Below are 16,142 nucleotides of genomic sequence, written 5' to 3' on the forward strand. Positions count from 1 at the left end.
TCCAGAACATTCAATCATGTTCTGGACTTTCTTGCGTTGCTATGTGTTTTTAGAACAACCATTTCAAAAGACGCCAATTGTTTAATTGATTGGTTAATTGTCCAGCTTATATTGTTTGACTGAATCATTCAAATCAACGGACAGCGTAGATAGCTGTACAATGACTGCTGCAATTTCTTGCATGGAAGCGCTCTGCTGCTGCGCGGATGCTGCGACCTCTTCTGTTCCTGCAGCTTGTTCCTGCGTAATGCCGGATATTTGCTGCATTGAGTCGGTTATTTTGACAAAAGACTCATCTACCTTGCCTAATGCGCTGAACATATGATTCGTATGCTCCGTGAACGAGGATACGCCTCCATAGATGCCTTTGAAGTTTTCATACGTGCCTTGTATCCATGAATGCCCCTGCTCAACAGCCTTGCTTCCTTCCTCAATGCTCTTCATAACGAGCAGACTGTTGGATTGGGTGCTCGAAACAAGATCGGTAACCGATAATGCCGCTTGGGCCGATTGTGAGGCCAGCTTCTTAACCTCGCCAGCAACCACAGCAAAACCTCTACCAACGTCTCCTGCACGCGCAGCTTCGATCGAAGCATTCAAGGCGAGAAGATTCGTTTGATTGGATATTTCTGAAATAATATTGATGATCTCGCTTATCTCGTTGGAGCGTTTGCCTAATGTCGTGGCTGCTTCTTGAGACTCCTGCATCGCTTGCTTGATGACCATCATCTGCTGCAGCGTTCTTTCTACTAGATCCTGCCCTTGCTCGGATTGTACGTGTACCTCTGTTGCGATGTTCTGAATATCCTTCATTCCGTTCGATACATCTTTAATTTCATTATCGATATGATTAATATTCGTATGGCTATCTGTTACGCTTTGAACAATCTCATTAATGCCATCAGACATCCGATTTGTTGAATCCGCAACTTGCTGTGCGTTATTTGTTGATTCATTGACCGATTGCTTCAAGTGTTGGCTTGTTTCCGAAATCAAATTCGAAGAAGCTATGACTTGCTGTATGAGTGTCTTAAGGCTTGCGATCATTAATCCAAACGATACCGACAATTTCCCGATTTCATCCTTGCTATGGATCGAAATCGCAGTTTTCATATCGCCTGCCGCGATCTTATCGGCTGCTAGCATTAGTTTTCTTAGCGGATTCGTAATGACTTTACCGATCACGGAGGCAATGATACTGCCGACAACAAGCACGATCAGTGAGATAATAATCGTAGTCAGGTTAGAGCTAGCTGTTGTTTTCGGTACAACGGAAGCATCCAGATCAATTCCGAGTATGCCATAGGTTACGCCAGAATTATCAGACACCGGAACGAATATGGATTTATGAGTACCGTACTCATCTACATAAATGGGACTTATCATTGATTTCTTTTCTGAAATCGCTTCTTTCATTTCATCAGTGAACGGATACGGCGTTCCGAAATCATCCGGCACGCCTGATAGAATTAGAATCCGTTCATTGTCCCCAGTATTCGATAAAATATAAATATTTTCAAGGCTATGAATCTCTTGCAGCTTCTCAAGCTCGGTTTTGATTACCGCATAATTCGGATCTTCCGTGCCAGCCAGCTGCTTACCTGAGCCGGGAATTGAAGCTAAGGTATTGCTTGCTATTTGAATATCGGTAATCAAGCGCTTATCGAATTGTTCCAGCAATTTCTCCGAAAGATTCTGCTGGGTCATGTAGCTGGATACAGCAAAGGCTACACAAGTGATTACTTGCAGCAGCAGTATGCTTAATGCAATTTTTACAGCCAGATGCTCCTTATACCAATTGAAACTAAGTATAGATTTCTTCATAAGAGAACTCCCTTTTATTCATTCGATTATATTCCGAATAGGTTTCTTCGATTTTTCCTTTTAAATAATGGACGATGGAATGAACATCGGATACTTGCGTATACGGTGAAATAACGAACAGCTTGCTGGCATACAGCGCAATTCGCTTAGCATCTGTCGTTGGTACGTAAAGATGCTTTTTGGTATCGCCAAAGAACATTTCGCTCCGGTCTCTTCCCAGAATCTCAAACAATATTTCATTTAACTTATTTTCCCTATCTACTTCCTCATAACTGCAAGCACCGGCATATTCTTTTGGATAACCGTTCTTCCCATCCGAGTATAACCGGAACAAGGTGATGATGCCCGGATTAAGCGGGTTTACAATAACGGCTTCCGGTATTTCCAGCTCCAGCGCTTTTCGGAAAGAGACATTTACTTCAACGAATTGAGCCAGCAGCTTTTGATAACCTTCAATGCCAAACGCGAGCAAAGCGCTGTATATGCTAATGGAGCTTCCCATTCTGGAGCATTCCAACGTATAACTCGTATGATATTGCCCATATCCTCGGTGTCCAACATAAGGCGTCTCGTCTGGATCCAAATCCAGAAGCTTTAAATCAGAAGCATTTTTCACTAAAAACAAGCTCGTTGAATAAGGCGTTTGTCCGAGCTTCTGAAAATCGAAACATAGCGAATCTGCTTTATTCAAATGTATCATTTTGGCTTGAATGGTTTTGAGAGCTGCAAGCGCTTCTCCCTCAATGCCCAAAGGATTATTAGCAAAATCATAGTTGTTGAAGAAAGCGAAGAATCCGCCTAGAGCCGAGTCGGCATGAATGTGAGGCCGATTTATGCCGTGCTCCAGTGCTAGACGTTCTGTCAATCTATATACTTCATCAAGACTATCAATCCCCATTGCATCTGTCGTGCCCGTAGTAGCAACGACATAAATCGGAATGCCGCCCTTTGCTATTACCTGTTCCATTTTCGCTTTCAAATCATTCATATCCATAGAGCTGTCTTCGTTCGTACGGATTTTGACTAAGTTATCGCTTCCGAGTCCCGTTGCTTCCATCGACTTATAAAGGCTGTAATGCGCTGCCTCCGAGCAGAAAGCATATAAATTCTGAGGCACTCCGGACGTCGCGGCGGTTGAGCTTGCTTTATTAATCGCCAGCCTGAGGCCCGTAAATATCGCGCCCTGGCCGCCCCAAGTTGTATATCCACCACTTTCTGCCGTTTTATATCCGACAAGATCCGACATCATGGCAACAACCTTAACTTCGGCTTCTGCGCCTGCCGGCCCATACACATCCCATAAGTTATTGCCATTCACCATGAACGCCGCAAGCATGCCGAGTATGCCTGGGGTGCTGGCCATAGGCAAAATGTTGGTTAGAAAATATTTGGTGTGATAAGGATGGGCGTGAAGCAAGGATAGAAGCTCTTTGTTAACCTCACCCAGAGGGCTTCCGTTATGCGGAATTCTGCTAACATCCGCCAGCTCCTTATAAAATAGCGGACCTCTTTCTTTATCCCCCTTCAGAAATACGGAATCCGGATCTTTTAGCTCATCGACGCCGCTGACGATCTGTTCGATTAATTCCAACATTTGATTGCGTTGCGCTGCGTTTCCATCATCACTTGGAAATAAACGACGAATATCTGACTGATTATGCATAACGTTATGACCTCTCTCCACCATTTGAATTTATCTCTCTGAATAAAAAAAGACATACCTATATTTTTTCATAGGTATGCCTTTGCTTAATACTTCGCAACTGGCTGACATTTCTTTTTAAGAAGTAGTCCCTATAGCTTTGCGCCACCATCTTTCGATGGATTTGCCCGTATGAAATTTGGAGGAATTTGTACTTTAATTAGTAATCATTTACAGCTACTAGGAACATTCTACTATTTCATATTTCTAAGATCAATATGTTTTTAAATATATAAGTCTAAAGTAATAGTCATTTCGCTAAGATTTTATCTTTTCGTCACAATTGATATGATAATATACGGCTTTTTGGAGTGTTTTTAGTTCTATCAGTCTATTTATTTTCAAAAAAAACATATGTATACAAATAAAAAAGCGTATAAAAAAGAAGAGTTATATCCAATGTCATTAAGTTAAGCTCAAAGATAAGCCCGGGAATAAAAATGGAATCCGAAACGGCATGGGAGTGAGATCCGAAGAGGCAAGCGTATGTTCTGAAATTTATCGCGCCGCACTCGCTATCAAAACAGTACCGTTGGCGCTACCCTAACGTGTAAAGAGGAACGTAGTTATAGGTCTTGGCCCTTCCCCTAAAGAACCTAACATTGCTTTGAATTTGATTCTATAGTGTCTTTTGCAATAATCGCTAATCCTTCATTATATTGTATGGGAGTTGATTTTATATGATTTTGAGGAGACCTTGGAAAGTCGCGGTATTCGGAATTATTGGAGTCGTTGTACTTATTGTTATATTCGCTGCTGCCTTTATCAATAATATTGGATTCCATAACATTAAGCTCATGTATACGTTAGGCACAACGGATAAACAAATAGTCTTGATGGACGAGAAAGGGAATTATTTAGCGGAGGATCGTTCCATTGGGCTTCTTCTTCAAGAACGAATGAGTAGCAAGGGCTGGACCTATGTCAGGCAAGAAGGCGCTAATTTTTTTTTTGAAAAGGGAAACGAATCAACCATCGTTACCGTGCAGCAATGGAATCATAACTATGTCATTTATCACGTTAAAGACAACGTCGTCAATATAGCGGACTAGTACGTAATTGTATGATAAACAGCATGTATGAGTCTTTTCAAAGGAAATCATTGTTGCTGAATGCGAGAAGCCGTTCGAATTGCCATTTCCGTTCGTTTTCAATACAGGCTGCGATATTGCTCGATAAAACAAGGCCCTCACCCATACAGCTATAGCCGTACAGGGAGAGCCTTATTATTAACACGCTTAGTTTATCTTACCAGCCAACCGCCATCCACCGCGAGAATATGTCCGTTCATATAATCGGATGCCGCTGACGCTAGAAATACTGCTGGACCGATTAAATCCTCAGAAGTGCCCCAGCGTCCAGCCGGAATACGCTGCAGGATTTGAACGCTGCGAACCGGGTCTTCGCGAAGCGCTTCGGTGTTATCCGTGCTCATGTAGCCTGGGGCAATTGCGTTAACCTGCAAGCCTTTGCTCGCCCACTCGCTCGCAAGCGCCTTGGTCAGCCCTGCTACCGCATGCTTGCTTGACGTATAGCCAGGCACGTTAATGCCGCCTTGATAGGTCAGCATCGAAGCGATATTAATGATTTTGCCGGAGCCTTGCTCGATCATTTTTTTCCCTGCAAGCTGTGATAATACAAATACCGAATTTAAATTGACGTCAAGTACCGCCTGCCAATCCTCATAGCTGTGCTCGGCGGCTGGCGTCCGGCGAATAATGCCAGCATTATTCACTAGAATATCGATTCTACCCAGCTCGTCCACTGTCCGCTCAATAATGCCGGCCAGTTTGGTACGGTCAGAAATATCCGCTTGGATCGTAATCGCTTTCCGTCCCAAAGCTCTAATCGCATCCGCCGCTTTGTCGGCAGGCGTGCTGTTAGTAACAAGCGCTACGTCAGCGCCTGCCTCCGCTAATCCAAGTGCGATAGCTGCTCCGAGGCCGCGTCCCGCTCCCGTAACGACTGCCGTTTTTCCGCTCAAATCAAACAAACCCATCGGTTCATGTCCTCCCTTTTGCACGCTTTCCGCTCTCTGGAAGCTGCGCCTTCATCATTTGTATCGGAAGAGCCTCATATTTGGCTGCAACTTCGGGCGAGATCCCCTCATCTGTGATGATGCAATCAATCTCGCCTAGGCCAGCAAATGTAATCAAGGCGCCTTTATCGAATTTGCTATGGTCAGCCAGGCAATAAACGGTCTTAGCATTGTCCATGTACAGCTTCTTCAGCTTGGACAATTCCTCTGTAAATATCGTCAAGCCATATTCCAGATGAATGCCTGTCGTCGAAAGAAACAGCTTATGAACATTCAGCCTTTTAATCCATTCCTGTGACTCCGCTCCGATCAGCAGATTGTTGTGACGGTAGCCGCCGGGAATGACCAATCTCACCTGTTCCTTCAAGGTCAGTTCGCGGATAATAAGCAGGTCATTCGTCAGCACGGTTACGGGCATATTCGGGAGCTTCTTGGCCATCTCCAGCGTCGTGCTTCCCGCATCAAGCGCTATGATATCATTCTCCTCGATGCAAGAGAGGGCTAGCGCCGCAATCGCAGACTTCTCCTGCTGGTGCTTGCTGTTAGGAAATTGGAGCGGATAGAGGCTGTCCTCGCCCTCTTGCTCTACCACGGCCCCGCCATGCGTACGTTTGAGCAGCCCCTTCTCCTCCAGCTTCTCCAGATCTTCCCGAACCGTTTTTTCCGTCACGCCGAATTGCTCGCTCAGCTCAGATACTTTCACTGCGCCGAGCTGCTCTAGTTTCTCTATAATTTTCCGATGCCGTTCAGCAGCGAGCATGGTGCACCTCCTGTAGCGAATGCTTCTATTTTAGCTCGCTTGCAGGCACTGCGTCCATGTCTGTAAATGTATAATTCTCGCCTGCCATCGACCAGCAGAACGTGTAGTTGCTCGTTCCTACGCCTGAATGGATGGACCATGGAGGAGAAATGATCGCTTGCTCGTTCGCTACGACCAGATGTCTCGTCTGCGAAGGCTCGCCCATCATATGGAATACGCGTGCGTCGTCGTTCATATCGAAGTATAGGTAAGCTTCCATGCGGCGATCATGCACATGAGAAGGCATCGTATTCCACACGCTTCCCGTTTTGAGGCTTGTTACGCCCAGCATCAACTGACAGCTTTGAATGCCATCTGCATGGATGTATTTGTACAGCACGCGCTCATTCGACGTTTCTTGTGAGCCAAGATGAGTCGGATTCGCTTCCTCCATCGTCATTTTGCGTGTTGCGATCTCCGCGTGAGCGAGCGCTGAACAGAAGTACAACTTGGCCGGGTTCGCTTTGTCTACGCTTGAAAGCAGCACTTGTCGCTTGCCTTTCCCGACGTAAAGCACTTCCAGCTTGCTCAGCTCGTAAACCTCGCCGTCCACGGAAATCGAAGCCGGGCCGCCAATGTTCAGAAATCCGATTTCACGGCGCTCCAAGAAATATTCCGTTTTCAGCGTCGCCGCATCCTCAAGCTCCAGCGTCTCATTCACAGGTGTTGCTCCGCCAACGATCATGCGATCATAATGCGTATATGTCATCTTGATTTGATCCTGTACGAATAGGCTCTCGATCAAAAACTCGCTGCGCAGACGTTCCGTATCATATTGCTTCACATCGGTAGGGTTTGTTGTGTGGCGTACTTCCATTGGATAAAAGCCTCCTATAGTTTTATTGTGCAGCCGCTTGCAGCCAGTCGCACTAACGTTTGTTAATGTTCGTTTTTATAATATCACACAATTACGAACATAAACAGTACTGAAATGGAATTTGCAGCATTTCAAACAGAATCGATTGGATGTTTTCATATGAAAAGGCGACCCATGCTGCAGGCCGCCTTTTCATCCGATTTTGGATATTTGAAGCGAATGATACAGATTACCAGGTAAGCCATCCACCAGTATGCTTATATCCATGCAGAAGTTCATACTTTTCTATGCGCATGAGATGCTTCATCTTCGTTCTATATAGGCGAGAATAATCTCTCCTTGCTTCTGCGCATTCTTTGCCAAAATGAACACTTCTTATGCCCTTCCGGTATTCCTTCGTTTTGCTGACTCTTGGATTCTTGTGCTTCTTCTCACGTACCTGCTGCGCGCTTTGCTCAGCTTCCCATACCCATATGTCTTCTCTTGCGAACATCTTCATCCCCGCCGTACCGGGTTAGATTATGGCAACCAGCCATTATTCCGATACAACTAATAGAAGAAGACCTTTGGATTGAACATGCATGTCACTCACCTCTCTGCTTTATTTATTCCACCAGCTAACTCCATATTCTTTTTACCTCCATGAGCTTAGTGCCCTCGAAGGAAAGCTTGTAAATATCCGGCATAGCCAGCTGTTTCCAGAACTCAAAGCCATAGCTTTGATCGAAAGCATTCATTATTAACACAAGCAAATTTCCGTGCGTTCCAATGACGACATTTTTGCCGGGATAGCTGCTCAGCACCTGAAGCATCGCTTCCACTCCACGTTTCTGAGCCGCCGCATTCGACTCCCCGCCATCCCATGCAAAGCTCGTATCATCCCATACCCTCTCGATTGCTGCTTGAAAATCATCTACCGGCATGCCCGATAACAACCTTTCCCTAAAGTCCTCTAATATGAATAGCTGTCCGCCTATGTATGCAGCAATCCCTTCAACGGTCTGAACTGCCCGTTTGTACGGACTGGAGATGACATATTCGACAGAGAGATCCTTAAGGAATTCCGTTACCTTTTTTGCATCATTCAAACCTTGCTCCGACAAGGGCCTAGTTAATTCGTCCGGCGTATAGACTGAATGCGCATGTCTTACAAAATAAAGATTCGTCATAGGCTTTACGGGCTCCTCCACTTGTTATTCCACTGTAATCGTTGCATGTACAAAACCGCGATAATAGCTGTCTACGACCTTTTCGTCCAAGGAGAAATCGGTATTCGCTGCGATGAGATAGGTGCCGCTTGGCAGCAGCAATTCCTTCTCCCCGTAAAAGGTTTTCCAAAAGCTCGCGTCGGGATCGTCCTGCGAATAGCCACCGCTTTTGTGGAAGGGAAAATGATGCTTTTCGCCTCTTTTCAGCACGGTCGGTTGAAGCTCAGTCGTATTAGCGCCTTCCATTTCAATGCGCTTGCCATCTGTCAAATAAAATACAAGATAAGTGCTTGGCCCCCAAATCGTAATCGAGTCTTGATCACCAATGTAGGTCAGGCTAACCGAATAATCGATAGGCTCGCCCTTAGCGAAGGCAGTCTTCTCGATGTTCAAAGTCATTTCGAATAGCTCGTCTTTGTGATGGAGCTTCGGCTCAGCCAGCTTATGGGCTAGCTCAGCGTCAATCTTATTCACTTGCCCGCCTTCTCCATGATGTGCTCCGCAGGAAGTTAACATGATCATAATAGCGATTAAAAATAGGCGTTTCATCGCATTCCTCCTCTTTTTGCGCTTCCCGCTCGAATGGTTACTTTAGGAACGATAGCACATGCGCCTTTACTTCGGTCTTTTGTTCCTCGGTCAGCTCTACCGAATGATGCTCTTCAGAGACAAGCTCCGGAACGAGTATCGTTGAAGGGTTATCGAGCTTCGTTACGTGCTCGTCGCCATCATTGGACATAAACATTTCCGACCTGCTTGAATTGTTGAGTGTGATTTCTGATTTTATGAAGTTTCCGTCAATGTCGTAATGATCCTCAATCTTTTTGATTTCGGACTTCACGTATTTCTCTCCTTCAACGACACTGGTAATGGCATTTACCTTTTTATAGCCCGTTCTCTCGAAAATGCCTTCAGCATTCTGCTCGCTCATTTCTGTGGCAAAAGCCTCAATATGTTCGATCTTCTCCGATTTACCGCAGCCATTTAATGTAACGACAATCACGCATAGAAGAATCCATTTTATAGAAATTGTGCAACTGATTATTTTCCTTTTACTGCTCAAAACACCACTCCTCTGATATATGATTTTTAATCTGATTACGGTATGAGCAGGTCTTCATCCCCATAATTACAAACGTTTACAAATTTGTAAAGGTTGCGTTTGAGCGTGTAGCAATCTGCCGCTTCATTCATGCCATTCAAAATGATATGATTGGTATGATTTTCTATTTCTCTACCCCATTATTCGTTATTGGAGGTTATATGCATGCCCATGCCCACGCATATTGTAGCAGCAGGCGGTTTCGTAGAAAACGAACACGGACAGATTCTTCTGGTGAAAACAGAGCATGACGGATGGGTGTTCCCAGGCGGACAGGTAGAAGCAGGCGAGAATGTAATCGACGCATTAATCCGGGAAATAAAAGAGGAAAGCGGAATCGACGCTAATGTTTCATTTTTAATTGGCATTTATTCGAATACAGGAACCTATAAGTGGCATGACGGCGTGACTGACATTCCAACGAAGGTCATGATGGATTTTTCATGCAAGGCAGAAGGCGGACAGCTAGCTGTTTCGGAGGAAACGTCTGAAAGCGGATGGTTCGACAAGGCAGATGTGCTGGCATTCATAACTTCTCCGGCGATCCGTACCCGTTACCAGGCCTATCTGGATTTCAATGGAAGCATCTGCTATATGGACTATATCACCAAGCCTGATTTTGAGATTAAGCTAAATCGGACCTTATGAGAATACCCAATCTGCGCAAACGAGATTAGAGCAAAGAAAGATATGCAAAAAAATAACCGCTACCTGTGAAGTGACCCCTTAAAGTTAGACATCATCTAACTTTTGGAGGTGCAGTTCACAGCATAGCGGTTTTATTATAGAGATTGTTCACCATGTTGTATTCGATGCATCTAACAGCTAATAAATTACTCGCCCGTCCGCGTCCGGAATACCCGATTTGCGGAAGAAATACGTATTGATCACGTCGCGCCAATGCTTGGCATGCTCCGCTTGCTCGGCCAGCCGCTCCGCAACGTGGACAAAGCTTGCTTCATCGATTTGGCCTTCCAACTCAGCCCACTGCTCACGCAAACGCTCGGCTTCGTCCGCGCCACCGAAATGCGTATCATAAATATGTTGAATGACGGTTTTTCCAGATTGGAGAATATGCGTATACGGCACATGATGGAAAAAAAGCAGAAGCTCATCCGGGCAAGTCGCCGCATTCTCATAGAGAGACGCATTCGGCTCGCTATACTGCGAAGTATAGCCTGTTCCGCTTGCTTGCGTTCGATCTACGCCGATGCCGTCCCGATCCGCAAAATGATAGGTTCCCCATCTAGAATACTCATAACCGTCTACATCTGGTCCGTAATGATGATTAGGCGCAACCATCCAGCCAACGCCAAGCGGCGCCGTGTAGGCTTCATATATAGCCCACGACTTCATCAGCATGCCGATGATTACTGTAGTCACCGTTGGATTGTACCCGAATGTGGCAGCTGCCCACTCCAACGCAATCTGTTCGGCGGTCAGCTCCGGATTCCACACTAGCCTGCCATACCCGTAAAAATTCGCCTGCGCGAGAATATGACCGGTCCAGCTCTCCTCATCCCCGATATTCGATACGGCAGCTATTCCGCTATGTGCCGTGCCGTATAATGAACCGTCCGCTATCCGTTTGACCTGCGAGCCTTCCCCTTGCGCATACGAATCGAAATCCAGTACCTGCTTCCATTGCGGCACGAGGTAGCAAAGATGGCGCTGCTGGCCGGTATATTCCTGCGTAATTTGAAACTCAACCATTTGGTTGGTTTCCTTGAGCGCGCCAATTAACGGAGACACGGGCTCCCGTACTTGGAAATCCATTGGGCCGTTCTTGATTTGCAGCAGCACATTGCTTCTAAACCTGCCGTCCAGCGGTTTGAAGTGATCATACGCCGCGCGTGCGCGATCCGTCTTCCTATCCCGCCAATCCTGCATGCAGTCATAGACGAAGCATCTCCATATGACGAGTCCGCTATAATCGGCAAGCGCTTCAGCAAGCATGTTCGCTCCATCCGCATGGTCACGCCCGTATGTGAAGGGACCGGGACGGTGCTCAGAGTCCGCCTTCACTACGAATCCTCCAAAATCGGGTATATGGGAATAAATGCGGGCAGCCGTATCCTTCCACCAGCTTTGCACCCCTGCATCAAGCGGGTCAGCTGTATTCCGTTCGCCTAATTGCAGAGGAGCGGCAAAGTTAACGCTTAGGAACAACGCAATCCCGTACGCCCGGAAAAGATCGGCAAGGCGCGCTACCTCCGGAAGCTGCTCCTCCGTAATAAACCGGGTTTCCAGCTCGTGCACATTCACATTATTGATGGAAATGGCATTCAGCCCGATGGAAGCGAGCAGCCGCGCGTAATCCCGAATTCGCCCCAAGTCGCTTGCAATGCGGCCGTTTCCATAAAAAATAGACCTGCCCGCATACCCTCTCTCAATGGTGCCGTCAGCATTATCCCATTGATTGATCATGCGCAGCTCATTGGCGGGTGACTCCTTGGTATTCAGCTCAGCTGCCCGCTTACCGGAAGCGACCATTCGCAGCAAATGGAATACCCCATACATAATGCCTTTGTCGGAGCCTCCGATAAGATATATAGCCTCATTGCCGTTCGCTGCTTGCATATACTGTAGCTCGAATCCATCCTCGCGCTGGCTCCGCTCTCCCTGAGTGTTAGCTTCGGGACATAGGCGGATACGGAGACCGCCTGCGTTTTCTTCTTCCGCCCTGCTCGCTGAGCCTTCCTTCACGCTTGCTGCAATGCCTAGCAAAGCCTGAATACCCTGCTGCAGCTCCTTTAAAGCGGTTTGCAAGACCAAGGTCGGCTTGCATTCAACCGATACCTGCCCGAGGAGAGAAGCATATGCTTCTCTCCTTTCTTTATCTTCAATCAGCTGAACATTCAGCCACGCTTTATACATGGAAAGACTCACGTTTGTTTATGCCTCCTCGTGCGTTATCCTTTCACGCCGCCAACCGTCATCCCTTTTACGAAATATTTCTGCAGGAACGGATATACCATAATGATCGGCAGCGACGCTACGATGGTCATCGTTGCGCGGATGGCGAACGGCGTTACCGTATTGGCCCCCGAATTGCCCGCATTGGCGAATGCATCGCCAGCAGATTTGGTCGTTAAGGACGCATTGGAATTTTGCAGGATTTTCTGAAGCTCATACTGCAATGTGCTCAAATCAATGTTCGACGAGTTGTAGAGGAATACGTCAAACCATTGATTCCATTGATAGACGGCCGAGAACAAAGCTACGGTGGCAAGCACAGGAACGCACAGCGGCAGCACGATGCTGTAGAACATTTTGAAATCGCCTGCCCCGTCAATTCTTGCCGACTCCAATATGCTCTCCGGCAGCCCTTCGATAAAGGAGCGGATGATAATTAAATTGAACACGCCGATCAAGCCTGGAAAGATGTAGACCCAGAAATTGTCGAGCAAGCCTAAATCACGGATTAATAGAAAGTTCGGAATAAGGCCGCCGTTGAAATACATGGTCAGTATAAAGGCTATCGTCACGAACTTACGAAGCACGAATTCTTGCCTGGTAATCGTATACGCGACCATTGCCGAGCAAAATACGGTGGCAATCGTCCCAATTACTGTGCGCAGAATGGAAATAAGCGTCGCATGGAAAATCGTCGATTCCTTCATGACGTAGGCATAGTTGTCGAGTGTCCACATCCGAGGAAGCAAATAGATGCCCCCTTTGATCGAATCGGTCGCGTTATTCAGCGATACGGCAGCCGTATTCAAGAATGGGTACAGGGTTACAACCATCAGCAAGGTGAGAAAAATATAATTGCAAATATCGAAGATACGATCGCCGTGCGACGAACGAATCTGGCTTGGCTTTGTGGGCACCGCTTTAGAATGATTCATGACGCACCCCTTCCTCTAGAATAGTCTGGACTCGCCCATTCGCTTCGCAAGATTGTTGGCCGCGAATAAGAGAATGAAGCTGATGATTGTTTTGAACATGCCTGCCGCAATAGATAACGAATAATTGCCTTGTGCAATTCCGTATTTCAGTACAAATATGTCAAGGTTCTCTGAAAAGTCGACATTCATGCCATTACCCAGCAAATACTGCGGCTCGAAGCCCGACTCCAGCAAATACCCGATATTCATAATTAGCAATACGATAATAACCGGTTTAATACCTGGCAGCGTCACATACCACATCCGTTTGATCCGACCTGCCCCGTCCATCTCCGCCGCTTCGTATTGCGCAGGGTCGATCATCGTCATGGCTGCCAAATAGACAATCGTATTCCAACCCACGTCTTTCCACACGGAGCTTGCGCCGAATATATTCCAGAATTGCTCCGGAATGCCGAGAAACAGGATTTCCTCACCCTTCTCTACGAAGCCCATCCACAGCAGCAATTGATTGATAATGCCATCTGGCGATAACGTGGTCTGAATAATGCTGGCCGCAACAACCCATGAAATGAAATGCGGCAAATAACTGACCGTTTGTACAATTCGCTTGAAAGCTACCTTACGTACCTCGTTAAGCAGCAAGGCAAGCGTTATGGCTGTTACGAAGCCAAGAACTAGATTGATTCCGCTCATTGCAAGCGTATTGCGAAGAACGCGAATGAAACGCTCATCCTGGAATAGAAACTTAAAATGCTCGAATCCCGCCCACGTCTGTTCGCCGAAGCTTCTCGCTGGCTTATAATCCTGGAAGGCGATGGTCCACCCCCAAAGAGGCATGTATTTAAAAATGAACAGCCAAACCAAAAACGGTACAGACATAAGTACGAGCACACGCTGCTCGACAAGCTTTATCGCAAAACGCTTCAGTCCTGACGGCTTCTTAGGCAACATCAGAGGTGACGCTGGCATCGTAGGTTTATGTTCCATCTATTCTCTCTCCTTCCGGACTGAATGAGGCTAGAGCAGCAGAAAGGCCAGCTCCTTAAGCTGAAAACCGGCCTTTCGCTCTCTTCTAGTTTGCTATTGTTTGGAAGCCTCGATGAGCTTCTTCACTTCGTCTGTCGTCCATTTCTCGTAGGCTGCGGTATCAAGCTTGCCGAATGCCTCCAAATATTCCGCCCAGACTTTATCAAAGTCGGCTGTTTTCGCAAGCACAAGCTTAGGGAAGTACTTCTTCGTAATTTCGTCTTTTTTCGTTTCCCATATTTGCTGCGCGGAGCCCTGCTCCTTCGGAATGCCCCATGATGGATACCAAGGACGGTTATCCGGCGCGGCAAACATTTCGGAATAGGTTTTCACGCCATATTTGTCAAGAATCATTTTATCTGCGTCCGTGAGGCTCATTTGGAATACTTCCGGCTGCAAGCCAGGTGCAGCGGAGTTGCCGTCAGGCAGCGATGAACCGCCTCCATACAGCGGCCAGTTCCATGAATAGTATTTAAAGCCGAAGGATTCATTGAACGGCTCGTCGATCTTAGCGATTTGCTCTGCGGTACGGAACATGCGGCCTTTGTCGTCAACCTCGTAGGTTTCACCTTTGATGCCCCATTTTTGCAAAATTTGGTTCTCATCCGTTAGCAAATTATCGAGATATTGAATAATGCGAACCGGATCCTTCGCGCTAACGGTAATGCCCATGCCGCGGTTTTTGACGAAGCCTGGAGGGTCCAAATATTGGTCCTTCTGTCCGTCGAACGTTACCGGCAATGGGAAGTAAACGAAATCGTCCTGCGTCGGATCGGCTTTCGCTGCATCCTTAAGCGCATTCTGGGCATTCGCGAATTGCCAGCCGTAATCGAAGAAGCCCACAACTTTATGCGAAGTCAATTTCGCCAAATATTGATCAAAATTGTCTACAAAGGATGCTTTGTCGAACAGCCCTTGCGCGTTAAGCTCATTCAGCTTGGACAGCCAACGCTTCGTATTGTCATCCGCCGCGTAGGTTTTGGCATCGAATGTCGTCATGTCTACAATGACATTCCCATCATTCGGATAACCAGCTAGATGGTTCGGAGGATTGGAGGTAGCGAAAAAGCGCCAGTCATGCGTTAAGGAAACCATACCTGTCAGTTCCTCGTCTTTGTGCTTCTCCACGAAGTTTTTAATCAAATCCACATAGGCATCCAGCGTCGTGATTTTCGGATAGCCCGCTTCCTTCAGCACGCGGCGCTGTACCCAGAAAGCGCCTTGGTTGATATTCGGATCAGGAATGTATTCCCCAACTGTATTGGAGAAAGGCAGGAAGTAGATTTTACCGTCTGCTGCTTTCATTTGGTTGAAGTAAGGGCCGTATACGCGTTTGATATTCGGACCATATTTCTCGATAAGCTCATCGAGTGCAATGAATGCTCCCGCATCGAGAATCTTATCAATCGCCGCATCAGGGATCATCACATCGGGATAAGCATTCGATGCGATCATCGTACCGATCTTCGTATTCAGATCTCCGACCAAATGCTCAATTTTGAAGTTAACGCCAGTTTGATCCTCGAGCAGCTTGCCGATCTTTGTCTCGTTCGTATTCGTATCCTTTGCCGCCGCTACTCCGTTGAAATAAGTAAAGGTCACTTTCTCAACAGGTTTCTCTGTCTCGCTGTTCACGGCCGTATTTGTGTCATTCGTGCTGTTTGATGGCTTTGCTTCCCCGCCATTTCCGTTATTCGAGCATGCTACAGTAAAAATCATGAAGGCAGCCAAACAAACAAATAATAATTTCTTTGTCACTTTTTTCTAGCCCC

General features: G+C 46.6%; 15 protein-coding genes and 1 riboswitch. Of the genes, 2 read left to right on the forward strand and 13 right to left on the reverse strand.

What is annotated here, in order from left to right; genetic code table 11:
- Positions 1 to 93: 93 nt before the first annotated feature.
- Positions 94 to 1,824, reverse strand: a complete 1,731-nt coding sequence (locus FHS16_RS21205; protein WP_183567388.1) for a methyl-accepting chemotaxis protein — start codon at positions 1,822 to 1,824, stop codon at positions 94 to 96.
- The gene (locus FHS16_RS21210) at positions 1,805 to 3,487 is read right to left on the reverse strand and encodes a pyridoxal phosphate-dependent decarboxylase family protein (protein ID WP_246431887.1); all 1,683 of its coding nucleotides are present in this window, start codon (positions 3,485 to 3,487) and stop codon (positions 1,805 to 1,807) included. The genes FHS16_RS21205 and FHS16_RS21210 overlap by 20 nt, the downstream gene beginning before the upstream one ends.
- 92 nt (positions 3,488 to 3,579) lie before the next feature.
- A riboswitch (cyclic di-GMP riboswitch) is annotated at positions 3,580 to 3,665 on the reverse strand.
- 541 nt (positions 3,666 to 4,206) lie between these two features.
- Here FHS16_RS21210 and FHS16_RS21215 point away from each other — a divergent pair.
- The gene (locus tag FHS16_RS21215; protein WP_183567394.1) at positions 4,207 to 4,578 is read left to right on the forward strand and encodes a hypothetical protein; all 372 of its coding nucleotides are present in this window, start codon (positions 4,207 to 4,209) and stop codon (positions 4,576 to 4,578) included.
- 191 nt (positions 4,579 to 4,769) lie between these two features.
- Here FHS16_RS21215 and kduD read toward each other — a convergent pair whose 3' ends face one another.
- The 7 genes from kduD to FHS16_RS21250 all read right to left on the reverse strand — a co-directional run bounded on the left by kduD (position 4,770) and on the right by FHS16_RS21250 (position 9,391).
- Positions 4,770 to 5,525, reverse strand: a complete 756-nt coding sequence (kduD, locus tag FHS16_RS21220; RefSeq protein ID WP_183567397.1) for a 2-dehydro-3-deoxy-D-gluconate 5-dehydrogenase KduD — start codon at positions 5,523 to 5,525, stop codon at positions 4,770 to 4,772.
- A gap of 4 nt (positions 5,526 to 5,529) precedes the next feature.
- Entirely contained in the window at positions 5,530 to 6,324 is a 795-nt protein-coding gene (locus FHS16_RS21225) for a DeoR/GlpR family DNA-binding transcription regulator (RefSeq protein ID WP_183567400.1), read from the reverse strand.
- A 25-nt stretch (positions 6,325 to 6,349) separates the two neighbouring features.
- Positions 6,350 to 7,180, reverse strand: a complete 831-nt coding sequence (gene kduI / locus FHS16_RS21230; protein WP_183567403.1) for a 5-dehydro-4-deoxy-D-glucuronate isomerase — start codon at positions 7,178 to 7,180, stop codon at positions 6,350 to 6,352.
- 229 nt (positions 7,181 to 7,409) lie between these two features.
- Positions 7,410 to 7,673 carry a hypothetical protein gene (locus tag FHS16_RS21235; RefSeq protein WP_246431888.1) on the reverse strand — a complete coding sequence of 88 codons (264 nt, stop codon included), beginning with the start codon at positions 7,671 to 7,673 and terminating at the stop codon, positions 7,410 to 7,412.
- A 124-nt stretch (positions 7,674 to 7,797) separates the two neighbouring features.
- Complete coding sequence (locus tag FHS16_RS21240; protein ID WP_183567409.1) at positions 7,798 to 8,349, reverse strand: histidine phosphatase family protein; 552 nt, start codon at positions 8,347 to 8,349, stop codon at positions 7,798 to 7,800.
- A gap of 24 nt (positions 8,350 to 8,373) precedes the next feature.
- On the reverse strand, positions 8,374 to 8,937 hold the full coding sequence (locus FHS16_RS21245; RefSeq protein ID WP_183567411.1) for a hypothetical protein: 564 nt from the start codon (positions 8,935 to 8,937) through the stop codon (positions 8,374 to 8,376).
- A gap of 37 nt (positions 8,938 to 8,974) precedes the next feature.
- The gene (locus FHS16_RS21250; RefSeq protein WP_183567415.1) at positions 8,975 to 9,391 is read right to left on the reverse strand and encodes a hypothetical protein; all 417 of its coding nucleotides are present in this window, start codon (positions 9,389 to 9,391) and stop codon (positions 8,975 to 8,977) included.
- A 264-nt stretch (positions 9,392 to 9,655) separates the two neighbouring features.
- On the opposite strand from FHS16_RS21250, the gene FHS16_RS21255 reads away from it, so the two are divergent.
- Positions 9,656 to 10,138 (forward strand): NUDIX hydrolase, encoded by a 483-nt coding sequence (locus FHS16_RS21255; RefSeq protein ID WP_183567418.1) that lies wholly within the window; start codon positions 9,656 to 9,658, stop codon positions 10,136 to 10,138.
- A 177-nt stretch (positions 10,139 to 10,315) separates the two neighbouring features.
- On the opposite strand, the gene FHS16_RS21260 is transcribed toward FHS16_RS21255, so the two are convergent.
- From FHS16_RS21260 to FHS16_RS21275, 4 genes are all read right to left on the reverse strand, one after another.
- Entirely contained in the window at positions 10,316 to 12,379 is a 2,064-nt protein-coding gene (locus tag FHS16_RS21260; protein ID WP_312891012.1) for an alpha-glucuronidase family glycosyl hydrolase, read from the reverse strand.
- Between the two features lie 23 nt (positions 12,380 to 12,402).
- Positions 12,403 to 13,341, reverse strand: a complete 939-nt coding sequence (locus FHS16_RS21265; protein WP_183567421.1) for a carbohydrate ABC transporter permease — start codon at positions 13,339 to 13,341, stop codon at positions 12,403 to 12,405.
- A 15-nt stretch (positions 13,342 to 13,356) separates the two neighbouring features.
- Positions 13,357 to 14,313: an ABC transporter permease gene (locus FHS16_RS21270; protein WP_376769692.1), complete on the reverse strand. Its 957-nt coding sequence runs from the start codon at positions 14,311 to 14,313 to the stop codon at positions 13,357 to 13,359.
- A 111-nt stretch (positions 14,314 to 14,424) separates the two neighbouring features.
- On the reverse strand, positions 14,425 to 16,089 hold the full coding sequence (locus tag FHS16_RS21275; RefSeq protein WP_221226437.1) for a type 2 periplasmic-binding domain-containing protein: 1,665 nt from the start codon (positions 16,087 to 16,089) through the stop codon (positions 14,425 to 14,427).
- Positions 16,090 to 16,142 lie beyond the last annotated feature (53 nt).

This window comes from Paenibacillus endophyticus (assembly GCF_014192395.1).
Taxonomy (GTDB): Bacteria; Bacillota; Bacilli; order Paenibacillales; family Paenibacillaceae; genus Pristimantibacillus; species Pristimantibacillus endophyticus.

What these genes read in the sequence shown, in the direction of transcription:
- FHS16_RS21265 (WP_183567421.1), bottom strand. Translation starts at nt 13,341, where the DNA reads ATGAATCATTCTAAAGCGGTGCCCACAAAGCCAAGCCAGATTCGTTCG.
- FHS16_RS21235 (WP_246431888.1), bottom strand. Translation starts at nt 7,673, where the DNA reads ATGTTCGCAAGAGAAGACATATGGGTATGGGAAGCTGAGCAAAGCGCG.
- FHS16_RS21255 (WP_183567418.1), top strand. Translation starts at nt 9,656, where the DNA reads ATGCCCATGCCCACGCATATTGTAGCAGCAGGCGGTTTCGTAGAAAAC.
- FHS16_RS21270 (WP_376769692.1), bottom strand. Translation starts at nt 14,313, where the DNA reads ATGCCAGCGTCACCTCTGATGTTGCCTAAGAAGCCGTCAGGACTGAAG.
- kduI (WP_183567403.1), bottom strand. Translation starts at nt 7,180, where the DNA reads ATGGAAGTACGCCACACAACAAACCCTACCGATGTGAAGCAATATGAT.
- FHS16_RS21275 (WP_221226437.1), bottom strand. Translation starts at nt 16,089, where the DNA reads ATGATTTTTACTGTAGCATGCTCGAATAACGGAAATGGCGGGGAAGCA.
- FHS16_RS21210 (WP_246431887.1), bottom strand. Translation starts at nt 3,487, where the DNA reads ATGCATAATCAGTCAGATATTCGTCGTTTATTTCCAAGTGATGATGGA.
- FHS16_RS21205 (WP_183567388.1), bottom strand. Translation starts at nt 1,824, where the DNA reads ATGAAGAAATCTATACTTAGTTTCAATTGGTATAAGGAGCATCTGGCT.
- FHS16_RS21215 (WP_183567394.1), top strand. Translation starts at nt 4,207, where the DNA reads ATGATTTTGAGGAGACCTTGGAAAGTCGCGGTATTCGGAATTATTGGA.
- FHS16_RS21225 (WP_183567400.1), bottom strand. Translation starts at nt 6,324, where the DNA reads ATGCTCGCTGCTGAACGGCATCGGAAAATTATAGAGAAACTAGAGCAG.
- FHS16_RS21240 (WP_183567409.1), bottom strand. Translation starts at nt 8,349, where the DNA reads ATGACGAATCTTTATTTTGTAAGACATGCGCATTCAGTCTATACGCCG.
- FHS16_RS21245 (WP_183567411.1), bottom strand. Translation starts at nt 8,937, where the DNA reads ATGAAACGCCTATTTTTAATCGCTATTATGATCATGTTAACTTCCTGC.
- kduD (WP_183567397.1), bottom strand. Translation starts at nt 5,525, where the DNA reads ATGGGTTTGTTTGATTTGAGCGGAAAAACGGCAGTCGTTACGGGAGCG.